The following is a 13,979-nucleotide window of genomic DNA, read 5'->3' as shown; positions in this document are numbered from 1 at the left end:
ACGTTGACCACGGCAAAACGACGTTGACAGCTGCGATCACGAAGTATTTTGGCGAATTCCGCGCCTATGACCAGATCGACGGCGCACCCGAAGAAAAGGCACGCGGGATCACGATCTCGACTGCGCACGTGGAATATGAGTCGGAAGCCCGTCACTACGCCCACGTCGACTGCCCCGGCCACGCTGACTATGTGAAAAACATGATCACCGGTGCGGCGCAGATGGACGGCGCGATCTTGGTTGTGAGCGCGGCTGATGGCCCAATGCCACAGACCCGCGAGCACATCTTGCTCGGCCGCCAGGTAGGTATTCCCTACATGGTCGTTTACATGAACAAGGTTGACCAGGTCGACGACGAAGAGCTGCTGGAACTGGTGGAAATGGAAATCCGCGAGCTTCTGTCCAAGTACGATTACCCCGGTGATGACATTCCGATCATCCGTGGTTCGGCCTTGCACGCAATGAACGGCACGCGCCCAGAGATTGGTGAAGAGTCTATCCGCGCGCTGATCAAAGCGGTTGACGAGTATATCCCGACCCCTGCACGCGCTGTTGACCAGCCGTTCTTGATGCCAGTTGAAGACGTGTTCTCGATCTCGGGTCGTGGCACTGTTGCCACGGGTCGTATCGAGCGCGGCATCATCAAAGTCGGCGAAGAGATGGAAATCATCGGCATCCGCGACACCAAGAAAACCGTGTGTACCGGTGTTGAAATGTTCCGCAAGCTGCTGGATCAGGGTCAGGCTGGCGACAACGTGGGTCTTTTGCTGCGCGGTGTTGACCGTGAGGGCATCGAGCGCGGTCAGGTTCTGTGTAAGCCAGGTAGTGTTAAGCCGCACACCAAGTTTGAAGCAGAAGCCTATATTCTGACGAAAGAAGAAGGTGGCCGTCACACGCCATTCTTTGCGAACTACCGTCCACAGTTTTACTTCCGCACGACCGACGTGACGGGCACAGTAATGCTGCCGGAAGGCACTGAAATGGTTATGCCTGGCGACAACCTGAAGTTCGAAGTTGAACTGATCGCCCCAATCGCCATGGAAGAAAAACTGCGCTTCGCCATCCGTGAAGGCGGCCGTACGGTAGGGGCGGGGGTCGTTTCGAAGATCATCGCTTAATTTAAGCGAGAGCTTTCGGAGAAAGATCAGGGCGCGTGAGGGGAACCTTGCGCGCCTTTTTTGTTCGCGCGCGGACATTTTCGTAAACACTTGTTTCAAAACGATAACCTAAATAAAATTAACTAAATTTTAATGCAAACAACACGCGTTCGAGTCAGCGGGGATGACAATGCCCCTGCACCCCGTTTAAATTGCCACCAGGTTTTGGCGGGATCGGATGGGTCTTGCCAATACAATGCGTCGCGCCCGAGAACGTTTCGATATAAACTTGAAACACGGCGCGACATAGAACGCATTGACGTCTTTGAGGACTGGCAGCGTTATGTGGCTGAAGTTTATAGCAAAACGCTTTTGACAAGGAGGGTCTATGCCAAGCCCGGTTTTGACCGCCGATGGGCAGCACGCCATGCGTCTTGAGCAGGGGCGCGAAGGCCTTTGCATGGTGAATTTGGCCGCAGCGATTGATCGCCTGACAATTGCGCCGGACCGCCATCGCCGGGCGGTTGATTTCAACCCGCCCGGCGATGTGGCGGCCCTGATGCGGTTCAAAAGATGAGGGTTTTGGAGGGCCTGTGCTTTGCGCCCGAACATAGGTTGGTTTTGGATGCCTATTGCCCGACCGGACCGGCCCGCGCAGTGGTTTTGTACCTGCACGGCGGCGGGTTTTTAAAGGGAAGCCGGAATGAGCCGATGGTGCATGACTTGGCCAAAAGGCTGATCCCGCAAGGGGTGGCGGTGGTATCGCCCGACTACCGCCTGCGCACTGGATTGGCGGCGTTCTCAGTGCAAGACGCCAAGCAAATTGCCGCGATGCAGGCACGGTCAAAGGCCATTGGGTTGACACTGGCGGCGCGGCTGTGCGGGCCTGCGATGATAGCGGCGATGCGCGACATCGGGGCTGCGATGGCTGCGTTGCAGGCGGGTTTGGTGCCAGAAGTGGCGGGGCTACCGATGGTTTGTGTTGGTGTTTCGGCCGGCGGGATTGCAAGCCTGTCATTGGCCTATCCGCCGCCACACGAAACCTTGCCCCGCCCCGATGCTGTGCTGTCAATTGCGGGGGCGATGGTGCAACCGTGGCGGCTGGCCCCAAACGGGCCGCCTTGTGTCATGCTGCACGGCAGCAAGGACCGTGTTATCGGGCCGGAAAACCCGAGGTTTGCGGCGCAGCGCGCGCAAGGGCAGGGGGCAGACCTGCATCTGATCGAGACAGGTATCGAAGGGCACAATCCACAGATCTCGGCGTTTCTGAATGGGGTGGATGCGCAAGGGCAGCCCTATTTTGACCTTTTGACCAGCCTTTTGGCGCAGGTAACGGCAACGCATAAACCTGCATCCGATTGGACAGATGCCCCTTGATTTCACCAAGGCTTTGGCCTATTCCCCGCATCAGGCACAGGAGTTTAGCTCAGTTGGTAGAGCATCGGTCTCCAAAACCGAGGGTCGTGGGTTCGAGTCCCCCAACTCCTGCCAGCCTTTTCAATCACTTAGGTAGAAGATAGTCCCCGACCACCTCCGCAGTTGGGAGGTCAGTTGGGAGTTTTTGTTCTCGCATCAAGCGTTTCCCGCTTCCTCAAAGCCGATTCTGCCATGCGCGGATCACGGTGCAAATAGTGCGCATCAAGTATGCGGTCGATGTCTTCAAGGCTGTGGCCAGTGAAGCTTGCGATCTCGGCATTCGTACAGCCGCTGAGTGCCAAGCGTGTAACGGCGGTCCCCCGCAGATCGTGAAATGTCGGACCAGTGATCCCAGCGTTCTTCGCAGCCTTTCGCCAAGACGTTTTGAACCCATCCGTGGTCCAAGATGTCTTTTTCGTGGTGGTAAGAATGGTGATGGCTACTTTTGATGTTGCATCAAGGGCGGCCTTGAGAGGGGTAGCGACAGGGATTTTTATGCGGGCTTTGGTTTTGCTTTGTTTGAGGGTGATGTGAGTGCCGTCATAAGCGGCCCATGGTAGCCGTAGGAGGTCGCCTTGGCGTTGCCCAGTCCACACTGCAAGCAGATAGGCCAGGCGCAGCCTCTGGGGCGCTGTGGTGAGGAAGGCAGCCTCGTCCGCCTCGGACCAGATGATGTCTGCACGGTCGGCCTTATAGAGCCGCCCAGGGCGTTCACACGGGTTCAATGGCACCAAGCCACGATCATTGGCCCATGCCAGAATTGCCGCTAAGGTCGCATACACATAGTCAGCTTGACGGCGAGATTTTGCGGCAAGGCGATCACGCCAAGCAAAGAACTCTCCTCGGCAGCGGCGATCTGTCAGGGCCTCAATCGGAAATGCGCTGAATTCTGCTTCGATCTGGCGGATGTTGGGAATGTAGTCTTTGCGGGTGCGATCCGCCAAATCGGCGAATTTTGGGGATGCCTGATAGGTGTTCAATATGGATTGAAGTGTTCCCACTGGCTGTTCAGTTTGAGTGGCGATGGCCTCATTGTAAGCGGTGATGAATGCGGGGTCGCCGGGCTTTCCAGGAAGCCGTGGCCCACCTTTCCATGCGTAGTAGTAGGTGGCTTTGGTGCCATCAGCCAAACGCTTGGCAACCTTGTTGATGCCTTTAATTTTGACGCGCATGGTCCACCTTCCATTGGTCGAATGGTGAAGCTGAGGCAATTGCACCTGTATCAGCGACAACAACACGGATTGTCCCATCGGGCGTAATTTCAACGGTTCCAATGGCAAGCCCTGCGGCTTGGGCCGCCTTGACCGCTCGTGCCACATCAGATTGCCGAAATGTTGAAAGACGCCGTGTCATGGTTCAAGCTTCCTTGGGTTGGAATTGCAGAGGGTCGTTTATGTTGAGGTCTTCATCTGGTTCAAGCTCTGCCAAGAAGGCACGACACTCGTTTTCGCCAGTTGCGATGACCTCAAAACTGCGGCTGCTGTTGAAAGTGAAGACAACCTCGCTTTCATGTTCAAACCTCGCCAGCGTTTCGCTCTTGTCGCTGCGGGTGGACAGGATGAATGCATCACCCTTTTGCCCCATCCTGCGGTCAGCAAACCATGCCGCTAAGCCAAGGTCTTCAGTCCAGCACATGCCAGAGGCAAGTTTACTCGGTTCAGATGTGAACCCACCACGATATACGAGCTTATGGGAAGGCGTTTTCAGTAGTGGACTGGCCTTGGCCATACCATTTTTGCCAGAAGCCCGAAACATTTGTGTGGTAAAGTTAGGGCCGTAAATGGATATGCAACTGCCGCCGTGATTGCCAGCCTGGTGGGCCATAGCAACCAAAAAGCCCAAGACCTGTGGGCAACATGGTTTAAGCCTTTGCCAAGCATAATCGAGAAGTTCGATTTTCATCCAGTCATGCTCGATCAATTGACCGGACCAGAGTTTTTCGGTGGCTTTTACGCCACGGCAGGTATCGATAACGAGGTATGCATCCAGAATAGCTTGCGCTGAAAAGATAAGTTGAGTTGCTCGAATTCCCCAAGCCATCGCGTCATTTGGCCCATGCATCTGAGCCGCGCTTTGGCCACATGCGATCAGGATTTGATACTGGTCGAGCAGGGCAACATTGCGAAGTCTATCCACCGAGTTTGCCAGCAAGCTGAGCGAATGCGCTGACATCCCTGATCCTCTTTTAGTGAAAGTTTCAACAGCAAGGTCGGCAATCTTCTTAATCAGAGCAATGTCGCTGGAAACGGAAATAGGTGGCGTCTATGGTAGGGGGGCAGTCATGTTCATGGGGTAACCGCCCTGTTACTTGCCGATGCCCCTGAAGGTGTCGACCATATCAAGGGTGTATCTTGGGCGGTATTTGACGGGCAGGCCGTGGCATTCTGGGCAACAGGGCGCGCGGGCTTGGGTAACTTGCACCACTATCGCGGCGGCAAAGGCTGGCATGAGCAAAAGTTGGAGTTAGCGCAATGACCAAAGCAAAAACCACAATCGACCGCGCCTATAACCTTATGAGCCTTCTCAAGGTTCTATCATTGGCTGTTGATGGCGAGGACGTAGCGGCGGCAACCTTGGGCCACGTTGGCGGCGGGCGCGTTCTGGATATGGCGGCGGAATTGGCTTTTGACATTCTGGCCGATTTGGAGCGGGCGGAAACGGCAAGCGCGGGATAAGCGCGACACCCTAAGATTACCCTAAGGTCTAAACCGCCCAGATGCCCCGCCCAGCGCGGGGCTTTTACGTTGTGAGGGCCTATAAAGGCGCGCGGGCCGAAAATACGGACAGATACGGGCATAAAACTGAGTCGTGTTTCTGCAAGGTGGGGGAGGGAGTGGGGGGTGAATCTCAAGTAAAATTAAAAAATATAGCGTTTTCAATTACATAAGCGGTGTGGTTGGCGGAGGCGGTGGGATTCGAACCCACGGTACGGTTCCCCGTACGCTCAGTTAGCAACCGAGTGCTTTCGGCCTCTCAGCCACGCCTCCGACGTAGGTCATTTAACAATGCACAGGCGCGTGGGCAAGGGTGAAAACACGGGGATGCGGAATTAGCGTTGCATGGCCATGGTCAGGGTGTAGCGCAGGGTTTGGGTGACCTTCTCAGCATTTGTGACCATAGCTGCCGCGGCAGTGTTTATTTCCTTTAGGGCGTGCTCGTGTCTGGCTCGGCGCATCCCAATCAGTGATTTTCCCAAAGTTGTCGCTGGTCCGGCATCTAAGGCAGCGTTGTATTGCTTAGAGTTTTCGCTAAAACGCAGCACCACGATATCGGCGGCACCAATCGCATGGCGGGTGCGGTTTGCGCTCGGTTTGGCACATTTTTGGTTGTACCAAAATTTCGACGTGTCGGGGCCCAAAAGGGTGACGCCGCAATCACCTGAAGCCTCGTGGTCGGTGGGGTAAACGCTGAGAGACGTAAGCTGACGCATGAGATTGATCGGGTGGTCACCAAATACCCGTTGCCCGGGGGGCACATGCACGAGCGGGCAGTGGACAACATCTTCATCGAATGGCGCTGCGATGGCTGAAGTTGGAGGCCGTTTACCTGCATGAAGCCACCAACGGTGTCCAAGCAAACCGGAGTATCAATATCTGGATTGAGTTCTGGAATGCGGAGTAGCCGCATACGGGCCTTGATAAGCGAACACCAGACATTGCATACCGTGGCAAGGCGGAGACACGAAGCGCGGCACGAAACCGCACCAGAGGCATCTTAGACAGGCCGCAGGTCTGCCCTGAAATGCGCGGCCATCTCTCTTGGCGGGGTTGGTTCAACACTCTTGGCAGCAAAAGGAGGACGAATATGGGTTTTGCAGGGCAAACGGCGATTGTGACAGGGGGTGCCCAAGGCATTGGCCAAGCGGTCGCCGCGGCATTGGCGGGCGCGGGCGCGCGCGTGGCAATTTGGGACATGGATGTGGAGTTGGCCAGAACAACGGCGACGAATTTGGGCGGAGATGCCATTGCGGTGCAGGTTGATGTGGCCGATTGGGCCTCGGTTCAGGCAGGGTTTGCGCAAACCGCACAGGCCTTTGGTCGGGTTGATGTTTTGGTGAATGCGGCAGGGATTGCCGGTATGAATGCGCCCGTAGCTGAATATCCGGTTGATGAATTTGCGCGGATTGTGGCGATCAACCTGAATGGCACCTTTTTGGTTAACAAGGTGGTTGTGCCGATGATGACGGCGCAAAACTATGGCCGGATCGTCAACATCGCCTCGGTTGCGGGGAAAGAGGGCAACCCAAATGCCTCGGCCTATTCGGCGTCCAAAGCGGGGGTGATTGGCTTTACCAAATCGTTGGGCAAGGAACTTGCAGGCCTGAATATCGCGGTGAATTGTGTGACCCCTGCCGCCGCGAAAACCCGCATTTTTGATCAGATGAAGCAAGAGCATATCGACTATATGCTGTCAAAAATTCCGCGCGGGCGTTTTTTGGAGTTGGACGAGGCAGCGTCAATGATCTTGTGGCTTGTGTCAAACGAGAACAGTTTTACCACCGCAGGGGTCTTTGATCTTTCGGGAGGGCGCGCGACCTATTGAGCGGGTCAGTTGCCAACGGCCAAGCAGAGACTGTGGCACAGGGGGGCAGCGCTGCGCAGATCGTGCGAAAAATCAAAAGGCCGTTTGTGACGCGGCCGGTTTTGCTGTGGCGCATAAAACCGGTCTGATTGGGGGACTGATCGCTATACTGCAATATTGCGATCTGAAAAGCGAAAGCCCCCAAATTTGGGGTGGCGAACCGCAAAAATGACCGTCGAGGCGATGCAAATTGCTCTCCCGAGCCAGAGCCAGAGCCCGAGGACGGTCAAAACCCCGAGCGTTTCTGTGATGCGCCCAAGTGCGAGCTTTTGAGATGGCTGCAACGTGGCGATCGCGGTCAGTCTTCTGGTATGGTCGAAGCCGCGATCTGCACGCCGCGCGGACGTTGCACGCGCTGTCGAACGGTGTGGCGCTGGCCCCCGATATACTGGCCTCCGATATACTGGCCCCCGATATACTGGCCTCGGTATACGCCACACTTGCCCAAGGTGCAGACCTAACCCGTGACCAGATCGGCGTGGCTGTTTTTTGGGTTTTTCCAACAATCATGCTTTTTCCGTAGTCTGGTCGCGGCTATCCGCTGGCACAGAGCAACAGGGGACGGGCCATCGGCCGCACTGCCTGCAAACTGGTCTTAAATATGCGTTGCGTCTGGCCCTACGTCTGGGCTTGGCAAAGCGCGATTATTGGGCAGATATAAACGATCTTCATCCCTTACCGGCTGGCCTTGCCACAACCGGATTTCGCAAAAGGTGTTCCCATGGAAACGATGACCCATAGCAACGATATGTCCGGCGTGATTGAGGCGGACCGCGCCCATATGTGGCACCATTTGGTGCAGCACAAAGGGTTTGAGGTGAATGACCCGCGCATCATCGTTGAAGGCAAGGGCATGCGCGTTTGGGATGCCAAGGGCAAAGAGCATCTGGACGCCGTTGCAGGTGGGGTGTGGACGGTTAATGTCGGCTATGGCCGCGAAAGCATGGCGCGTGCGGTTTATGATGCCATTTTAAAGATGAACTTTTATGGTGGGTCCACGGGGACTGTCCCCAGCGCGATCTTTGCCGAGCGCCTGATCGAAAAGATGCCAGGCATGAGCCGCGTGTATTACGCCAACTCCGGCTCGGAGGCGAATGAGAAAGCCTTTAAGATGGTGCGCCAGCTTTCGGCCCGCCATCATGGGGGCCGGAAATATAAGATCCTGTACCGGAACCGTGATTACCATGGCGGCACCATCGCCACCATGTCGGCGGGTGGGCAGTTTGAGCGTAACGCCCAGTATGGCCCCTTCACACCCGGTTTTGTAGAGGTGCCGCATTGCCTTGAATATCGCAAGCAGTGGGACGTAGAGGATTATGGCCGCCGCGCTGCGGATGCGATTGAAGAGGTGATCTTGCGCGAAGGGCCCGATACTGTGGGCGCTCTGTGTCTGGAGCCGATCACGGCGGGGGGCGGGGTTATCGTGCCGCCTGCGGGGTATTGGGAGCGGGTGCAGGAAATTTGCACGAAGTACAACATTTTGCTGCATATCGACGAAGTCGTCTGCGGCATGGGGCGTACGGGAACATGGTTTGGCTATCAGCATTATGGGATCAAACCGGACTTCGTGACCATGGCGAAGGGCTTGGCCTCGGGCTATGCGGCGATTTCCTGCATGGTGACGACCGAGGCGGTGTTTGAGCAGTTCAAGGATGATGCCAACGACCCGCTGTCCTATTTCCGCGATATTTCGACCTTTGGTGGCTGCACGGCGGGGCCTGCGGCGGCGTTGGAGAATATGCGGATTTTGGAGGATGAGGACCTGCTGGGCAATACTGTCCGGATGGAGCAGCGGTTGATGGGGAACCTTTATAATCTGATGGACAAGCATCGGGTGATCGGGGACGTGCGGGGCAAGGGGTTGTTCTGCGGGGCCGAGCTGGTGGCGGACCGCGATACCAAAGAGCCTGCGGATGAAAAGAAGGTCGCGGCGGTGGTGGCCGATTGTGCGGCCCAAGGGGTCTTGATTGGCATGACAAACCGGAGCCTGACAGGGCTGAACAATACCTTGTGCCTGTCGCCTGCTTTGATTGCCACGGCGGATGATATTGATCAGATCACCCATGCGATTGACAAGGCGTTGACCAAGGTCTTTTCCTGATAGGGAAAGACCCCTTAAAAAGGTCTTTTCCTGATAGGGAAAGACCCCTTAAAAAGGTCTTTTCCTGATAGGGAAAGACCCCTTAGAAAGGTCTTTTTCTAGCTTCGGTTTTTGAAACCCGTGAAAACAGCCCGAATGTTCGCGCGCGGACATTCGGGCTGTTTTATTGAAAACAAAGACTTAAGAAATTCTGTTTACCAAATTTTAATGCGGACGCGGACTTTGGGGCGCGGTTCGGGGTGCATTCGGCTTGCCCCGCGCGCAAGCCGAAGCCGGAAAACTGCTCTTTTTTGAGACGGTTGGGGCCTGCATTGAAGCAGGGTTTCGCGCCTGCAAACGCTGCCACCCGATGGCCCCGATGGCCGAGGTGGACCCTGCGATCAAGACGCTGACCAGCTATGGCGGGGGTTTGTGGCGCAAACAATGAATGATTGAAATTAAGCGGCACTATGCGCGCTAACGGGAGAAAAAAATGATGAACGACAAGGCAAAGCAGTTTCACGCGTTGCATCAGCGGGGCAATCCGCTTGTGCTTTATAACATCTGGGACGCGGGCAGTGCCAAGGCTGTGGTCGATGCAGGGGCGGTGGCCGTTGCCACGGGCAGTTGGTCGGTTGCGGCGGCGCAAGGGTACAGTGACGGCGAGGCCATTCCGCTGGCGCTGTTGGTGCAGATTGTGGGCCGGATTGCGGCCAGTGTTGATGTGCCGTTGAGCGTAGATTTTGAAGGGGCCTATGCCGTGGACCCCGACCGCGTTGCGCAAAACGTGGCGCAGATTGCGGCTGCGGGGGCGGTTGGGATAAACCTTGAGGACCAGATTATCGGGGGCACGGGTTTGCATAGCATTGAGGTGCAGGTGGCGCGGATTGCGGCGGCCAAGCGCGGCGGGGACCTGTTTATCAACGCGCGCACGGATGTGTTTTTGCAAGAGCCGGACGTGGGGCGGCATGCGGGTTTGGTGGATGCGGCGATTGCGCGGGGCGTGGCCTATGCAGGCGCGGGGGCGGACGGGTTTTTCGTGCCCGGATTGACCGACAGCGCGCTGATTGGCCGGATTTGTGCGGCAGTTGACCTGCCCGTGAACGCGATGCGCAAGGGGGATATGCAGATCGCTGATTTGACCCGCGCAGGTGTGGGCCGGCTCAGCCACGGGCCAGGACCGTACCGCGAGGCGATGGGTGCGTTGACCGAGCGATGCACAGCGGCGGTTGGCTGAGGCGGTACTTGTTGGGGGGGGCTGCGTAGGTATTTAGGCCAAGATGAAATTAAAGCGTTTCGACTTAAATACGAATCACATATCGCTGCCTGAAATAAAAGATTTCAATGCGTTATGTGATGCGCACTGTTTCATGTTAACGTCGAAAAGCAATAGGCCGCTTGACAAGGCGGTTGGACGGGCGCGCTATAGGTCCAGATTTGTTTTGATTTGAGGCCAGAATGGCGATCCCCCCCGAAGCGTTTTTCTTGCATGGCAATTTGAACGGCACTTTGCAGCAGCGTATCCGGCAATTGGTGGCCGAGGGCATTGTGGCGGGGCGGTTTCGGGTGGGTGACAAGATGCCATCCAGCCGTGGCTTGGCGGCGCATCTGGGGGTCAGCCGGATCACGGTGACGCTGGCCTATACCGATTTGGTGGCGTCGGATTATCTGATGTCACGGGGGCGGTCGGGGTATTTTGTGTCCGAAAGCGCGCCGTTGCAGCCCGAGTTTGAGGTGGGGCCGCGTTTGCCTGCCGATCAGGTGGATTACGGGGCGTTGACGGGGCAGCGGTTTTCAAGTGCCGAGCATTTGCAGCGGCCTGCGAATTGGGCCAGCTTTCGCTATCCGTTCATTTACGGGCAGGCGGATGCCAGTTTGTTTGACCATCAGAATTGGCGGCAATGTGCGTTGCGGGCGCTGGGCAAGCGGGATTTCGAGGCGCTGACATCGGATTACTATGACCGCGATGACCCGTTGTTGATTGAATATATCCTGCGCAACATCCTGCCACGGCGCGGGATCGAGGCGCATGCGGGTGAGGTGTTGCTGACGATGGGGGCGCAGAATGCGCTGTGGTTGGCGGGGCAGGTTTTGACGGGGCCCGGCGTGCGGGCGGTGGTGGAAAACCCCGGCTATCCCAGTTTGCGCGGGATTTTGCAGCAGGCGGGGGCGGTCGTTGATTGGGTCGATGTGGATGCCGATGGCCTGCCGCCCGAGGCTTTGCCCGAGGGTGTGAGGGTGGTGTTTACCAGTGCCAGCCACCATTGCCCGACCAATGCGACCATGCCTATGGCGCGCAGGCGGGCGTTGTTGGAGGCGGCGAGCGCGCGGGATTTTGTGATTGTCGAGGATGATTACGAGTTCGAGATGTCGTTTCTGCGCGCCGTATCGCCTGCGCTAAAGTCGATGGATCCCGAGGGGCGGGTGATTTATGTGGGCTCCTTTTCCAAGTCGATTTTTCCGGGGTTGCGGTTGGGATATATCGTGGCACCTGAAGGCTTTATCCGCGAGGCACGGGCGCTGCGGGCGCTGACCTTGCGCCATCCGCCGGGGCATATTCAGCGCACGGCGGCGTATTTCCTGTCGCTTGGGCATTATGATGCCTTGGTGAACCGGATGAAGCAGGCGTTCAAGCGGCGGCGTTTGGCGATGGCCGAGGCGATAGAGGCGGAAGGTTTGGTGGTTGCGGGGCAAGGCGGGGTTGGCGGGTCGAGTTTTTGGATGGTGGCGCCGGAAGGGGTGGATACCGAAGTCTTGGCGCAGGATTTGCATGCCCAAGGCGTGCTGATCGAACCGGGCCGCGTGTTCTTTGACCCCGCCCGCGCGCCGCGCAATTATTACCGTTTGGCCTATTCCACCATCCCTGTGGGGCGGATTGCCGAAGGGGTGGGGTTGATCGCGGCGGCGATTGCAAAGGCTGGACCTAAGGCAGCGGGGTAACTGGCCCTACTAGGGGGAATATGTGCCAGCGTAATCTGGTGCCAACGCGGCGTGATTGCCGCCCCCCATTGCCGGAGTTTGCGCCATGAAGATGACCACCGAAGAAGCCTTTGTAAAAGTGTTGCAAATGCACGGAATCGAGGATGCCTTTGGCATTATCGGGTCGGCGATGATGCCGATTTCCGATCTGTTTCCGGTGGCGGGGATCAACTTTTGGGACTGCGCGCATGAATATACTGCGGGCATGATGGCCGATGGCTATGCCCGCGCGACGGGCAAGATGAGCATGATGGTGGCGCAAAACGGCCCCGGCATTACCAATTTTGTGACGCCTGTGAAAACCGCCTATTGGAACCATACGCCGCTGTTGCTGGTCACCCCGCAGGCCGCGAACAAAACCATCGGGATGGGCGGTTTTCAGGAAGTTGAACAGATGGCGCTGTTCAAGGACATGGTCGCCTATCAAGAAGAGGTGCGCGACCCAAGCCGTATGGCCGAGGTATTGAACCGCGTGATCCTGAAGGCCAAGCGGGCAAGCGCCCCTGCGCAAATCAACATTCCCCGCGATTTCTGGACGCAGGTGATTGATATAGACTTACCAAAGATCGTTGAATTTGAACGGCCTGCGGGCGGCGAGGATGCGATTGAGCGTGCCGCAAAGCTGCTGTCGAACGCCAAGTTTCCGGTCATTCTGAACGGCGCGGGCGTGGTGCTGGCGGGGGCTATTCCGGCGTCAATGGCCTTGGCGGAACGGCTGGATGCGCCCGTGTGCTGCGGCTATCAGCACAATGACGCGTTTCCGGGGTCGCACCCGCTGTTTGCCGGGCCGCTGGGGTACAACGGGTCCAAGGCCGGGATGGAGCTGATTTCACGCGCCGATGTTGTGCTGTGCCTTGGCACGCGGTTGAACCCGTTTTCGACCCTGCCGGGCTATGGCATCGACTATTGGCCGAAATCGGCGGCGATTATTCAGGTCGATCTGAACCCCGACCGCATTGGCCTGACCAAACCCGTGACCGTGGGCATTGTGGGGGATGCGAAAAAGGTGGCCACCGCGATTTTGGAGAAACTGGCGGCGGGCGCAGGCGATGAGGGTCGCAAGGACCGAAAAGCCACGATTGCGCAGACCAAATCGGCGTGGATGCAGCAGCTATCCTCGATGGACCACGAGGAAGATGACGTGGGCACCACGTGGAACCAGCGGGCGCGTGATGCGAAACCCGACTGGCTGTCGCCCCGCATGGCGTGGCGCGCGATCCAGTCGGCCCTGCCGAAAGAGGCGATTATCTCCTCCGACATCGGCAACAACTGTGCGATCGGCAATGCCTATCCCACGTTTGAGGAAGGGCGCAAATACCTTGCCCCCGGTCTGTTCGGGCCGTGCGGTTACGGCTTTCCCGCCATCATGGGCGCGAAAATCGGGCGGCCGGATGTGCCGGTGGTAGGCTTTGCCGGTGACGGGGCGTTCGGGATTTCGATGAATGACATGACAGCGATTGGCCGCGATGAATGGCCCGCGATCACGATGGTCATTTTCCGCAACTACCAATGGGGCGCGGAAAAGCGCAACACGACCTTGTGGTATTCGGACAATTTTGTCGGCACCGAGTTGGATGAAAAAGTGTCCTATGCGGGCATTGCCAAGGCCTGCGGGTTGGGCGGTATTGTTGTGCGCAGCATGGAGGAATTGACCACCACGCTGCACAAGGCGATTGCCGACCAAAAGGCAGGCAAAACCACGTTTATCGAGGTGATGATCAACCAAGAACTTGGCGAACCCTTCCGCCGCGATGCGATGAAGGCCCCTGTGGCTGTGGCAGGCATTTCCAAGGAAGACATGCGCCGCCAACCGCTTGCCGGATAAC

General features: G+C 57.3%; 15 protein-coding genes, 2 tRNA genes and 1 pseudogene. 13 read left to right on the top strand and 5 right to left on the bottom strand.

Annotated elements, in window-relative coordinates; translation table 11 throughout:
* From tuf to G560_RS0115920, 4 genes are all read left to right on the top strand, one after another.
* The coding region (gene tuf, locus G560_RS0115935; protein ID WP_022705294.1) for an elongation factor Tu at positions 1 to 1,118 on the top strand (1,118 nt) is incomplete at its 5' end.
* Between the two features lie 367 nt (positions 1,119 to 1,485).
* Positions 1,486 to 1,674, top strand: a complete 189-nt coding sequence (locus G560_RS0115930) for a hypothetical protein (protein ID WP_022705293.1) — start codon at positions 1,486 to 1,488, stop codon at positions 1,672 to 1,674.
* Positions 1,671 to 2,474 carry an alpha/beta hydrolase gene (locus G560_RS0115925; protein ID WP_022705292.1) on the top strand — a complete coding sequence of 268 codons (804 nt, stop codon included), beginning with the start codon at positions 1,671 to 1,673 and terminating at the stop codon, positions 2,472 to 2,474. Before G560_RS0115930 ends, G560_RS0115925 begins: the two co-directional genes overlap by 4 nt.
* Before the next feature lie 38 nt (positions 2,475 to 2,512).
* Positions 2,513 to 2,588: transfer RNA gene (locus G560_RS0115920), tRNA-Trp, on the top strand.
* Positions 2,589 to 2,644: 56 nt separating this feature from the next.
* On the opposite strand, the gene G560_RS0115915 is transcribed toward G560_RS0115920, so the two are convergent.
* The 3 genes from G560_RS0115915 to G560_RS0115905 are packed head-to-tail and all read right to left on the bottom strand — an operon-like array spanning position 2,645 to position 4,685.
* Complete coding sequence (locus tag G560_RS0115915) at positions 2,645 to 3,685, bottom strand: tyrosine-type recombinase/integrase (RefSeq protein ID WP_022705291.1); 1,041 nt, start codon at positions 3,683 to 3,685, stop codon at positions 2,645 to 2,647.
* Positions 3,669 to 3,866: a hypothetical protein gene (locus tag G560_RS0115910; protein ID WP_022705290.1), complete on the bottom strand. Its 198-nt coding sequence runs from the start codon at positions 3,864 to 3,866 to the stop codon at positions 3,669 to 3,671. The genes G560_RS0115915 and G560_RS0115910 overlap by 17 nt, the downstream gene beginning before the upstream one ends.
* A gap of 3 nt (positions 3,867 to 3,869) precedes the next feature.
* A complete protein-coding gene (locus tag G560_RS0115905; protein ID WP_022705289.1) occupies positions 3,870 to 4,685 on the bottom strand; it encodes a hypothetical protein in 816 nt (271 codons plus the stop codon).
* A gap of 299 nt (positions 4,686 to 4,984) precedes the next feature.
* Between G560_RS0115905 and G560_RS0115900 the strand changes: the two genes are divergently transcribed.
* Positions 4,985 to 5,188, top strand: coding sequence for a hypothetical protein (locus tag G560_RS0115900; protein ID WP_022705288.1), 204 nt, complete (start codon positions 4,985 to 4,987; stop codon positions 5,186 to 5,188).
* A 222-nt stretch (positions 5,189 to 5,410) separates the two neighbouring features.
* On the opposite strand, the gene G560_RS0115895 is transcribed toward G560_RS0115900, so the two are convergent.
* Together G560_RS0115895 and G560_RS19525 are read right to left on the bottom strand one after the other, a co-directional pair.
* A tRNA-Ser gene (locus tag G560_RS0115895) sits at positions 5,411 to 5,500 on the bottom strand.
* 62 nt (positions 5,501 to 5,562) lie between these two features.
* The gene (locus G560_RS19525; protein ID WP_211215451.1) at positions 5,563 to 6,090 is read right to left on the bottom strand and encodes a YtoQ family protein; all 528 of its coding nucleotides are present in this window, start codon (positions 6,088 to 6,090) and stop codon (positions 5,563 to 5,565) included.
* 227 nt (positions 6,091 to 6,317) lie between these two features.
* Between G560_RS19525 and G560_RS0115880 the strand changes: the two genes are divergently transcribed.
* The 8 genes and pseudogenes from G560_RS0115880 to xsc all read left to right on the top strand — a co-directional run bounded on the left by G560_RS0115880 (position 6,318) and on the right by xsc (position 13,978).
* Positions 6,318 to 7,055 (top strand): SDR family NAD(P)-dependent oxidoreductase, encoded by a 738-nt coding sequence (locus tag G560_RS0115880; protein WP_028914179.1) that lies wholly within the window; start codon positions 6,318 to 6,320, stop codon positions 7,053 to 7,055.
* A 313-nt stretch (positions 7,056 to 7,368) separates the two neighbouring features.
* Positions 7,369 to 7,617 carry a hypothetical protein gene (locus G560_RS0115870; RefSeq protein WP_022705285.1) on the top strand — a complete coding sequence of 83 codons (249 nt, stop codon included), beginning with the start codon at positions 7,369 to 7,371 and terminating at the stop codon, positions 7,615 to 7,617.
* 198 nt (positions 7,618 to 7,815) lie between these two features.
* Positions 7,816 to 9,195, top strand: a complete 1,380-nt coding sequence (locus G560_RS0115865; RefSeq protein ID WP_022705284.1) for an aminotransferase family protein — start codon at positions 7,816 to 7,818, stop codon at positions 9,193 to 9,195.
* Positions 9,196 to 9,434: 239 nt separating this feature from the next.
* Positions 9,435 to 9,491: pseudogene (locus G560_RS21790) on the top strand (hypothetical protein); the annotation flags it as partial.
* Complete coding sequence (locus G560_RS20780) at positions 9,476 to 9,622, top strand: Ada metal-binding domain-containing protein (protein WP_425311428.1); 147 nt, start codon at positions 9,476 to 9,478, stop codon at positions 9,620 to 9,622. The pseudogene G560_RS21790 and the gene G560_RS20780, both read left to right, overlap by 16 nt.
* Before the next feature lie 45 nt (positions 9,623 to 9,667).
* Positions 9,668 to 10,411, top strand: coding sequence for an isocitrate lyase/phosphoenolpyruvate mutase family protein (locus G560_RS0115855; RefSeq protein WP_022705282.1), 744 nt, complete (start codon positions 9,668 to 9,670; stop codon positions 10,409 to 10,411).
* A 221-nt stretch (positions 10,412 to 10,632) separates the two neighbouring features.
* Positions 10,633 to 12,114: an aminotransferase-like domain-containing protein gene (locus G560_RS0115850; protein WP_022705281.1), complete on the top strand. Its 1,482-nt coding sequence runs from the start codon at positions 10,633 to 10,635 to the stop codon at positions 12,112 to 12,114.
* Between the two features lie 85 nt (positions 12,115 to 12,199).
* The gene (gene xsc, locus G560_RS0115845) at positions 12,200 to 13,978 is read left to right on the top strand and encodes a sulfoacetaldehyde acetyltransferase (protein WP_022705280.1); all 1,779 of its coding nucleotides are present in this window, start codon (positions 12,200 to 12,202) and stop codon (positions 13,976 to 13,978) included.
* The last annotated feature ends 1 nt before the right edge of the window (position 13,979 follow it).

Origin of the sequence: Pseudorhodobacter ferrugineus DSM 5888, assembly GCF_000420745.1 — a bacterium.
GTDB classification, from domain to species: domain Bacteria; phylum Pseudomonadota; class Alphaproteobacteria; order Rhodobacterales; family Rhodobacteraceae; genus Pseudorhodobacter; species Pseudorhodobacter ferrugineus.
The sequence above is the reverse complement of the archived record's forward strand: the minus strand, read 5'-3'. Positions and strand labels throughout refer to the sequence as shown.

Coding starts and splice junctions, on each gene's coding strand:
- G560_RS0115870 (WP_022705285.1), top strand. CDS start 7,369: ATGGCTGCAACGTGGCGATCGCGGTCAGTCTTCTGGTATGGTCGAAGC.
- xsc (WP_022705280.1), top strand. CDS start 12,200: ATGAAGATGACCACCGAAGAAGCCTTTGTAAAAGTGTTGCAAATGCAC.
- G560_RS0115915 (WP_022705291.1), bottom strand. CDS start 3,685: ATGCGCGTCAAAATTAAAGGCATCAACAAGGTTGCCAAGCGTTTGGCT.
- G560_RS0115910 (WP_022705290.1), bottom strand. CDS start 3,866: ATGACACGGCGTCTTTCAACATTTCGGCAATCTGATGTGGCACGAGCG.
- G560_RS0115865 (WP_022705284.1), top strand. CDS start 7,816: ATGGAAACGATGACCCATAGCAACGATATGTCCGGCGTGATTGAGGCG.
- G560_RS0115850 (WP_022705281.1), top strand. CDS start 10,633: ATGGCGATCCCCCCCGAAGCGTTTTTCTTGCATGGCAATTTGAACGGC.
- G560_RS0115855 (WP_022705282.1), top strand. CDS start 9,668: ATGATGAACGACAAGGCAAAGCAGTTTCACGCGTTGCATCAGCGGGGC.
- G560_RS0115930 (WP_022705293.1), top strand. CDS start 1,486: ATGCCAAGCCCGGTTTTGACCGCCGATGGGCAGCACGCCATGCGTCTT.
- G560_RS0115905 (WP_022705289.1), bottom strand. CDS start 4,685: ATGTCAGCGCATTCGCTCAGCTTGCTGGCAAACTCGGTGGATAGACTT.
- G560_RS0115880 (WP_028914179.1), top strand. CDS start 6,318: ATGGGTTTTGCAGGGCAAACGGCGATTGTGACAGGGGGTGCCCAAGGC.
- G560_RS0115900 (WP_022705288.1), top strand. CDS start 4,985: ATGACCAAAGCAAAAACCACAATCGACCGCGCCTATAACCTTATGAGC.
- G560_RS0115925 (WP_022705292.1), top strand. CDS start 1,671: ATGAGGGTTTTGGAGGGCCTGTGCTTTGCGCCCGAACATAGGTTGGTT.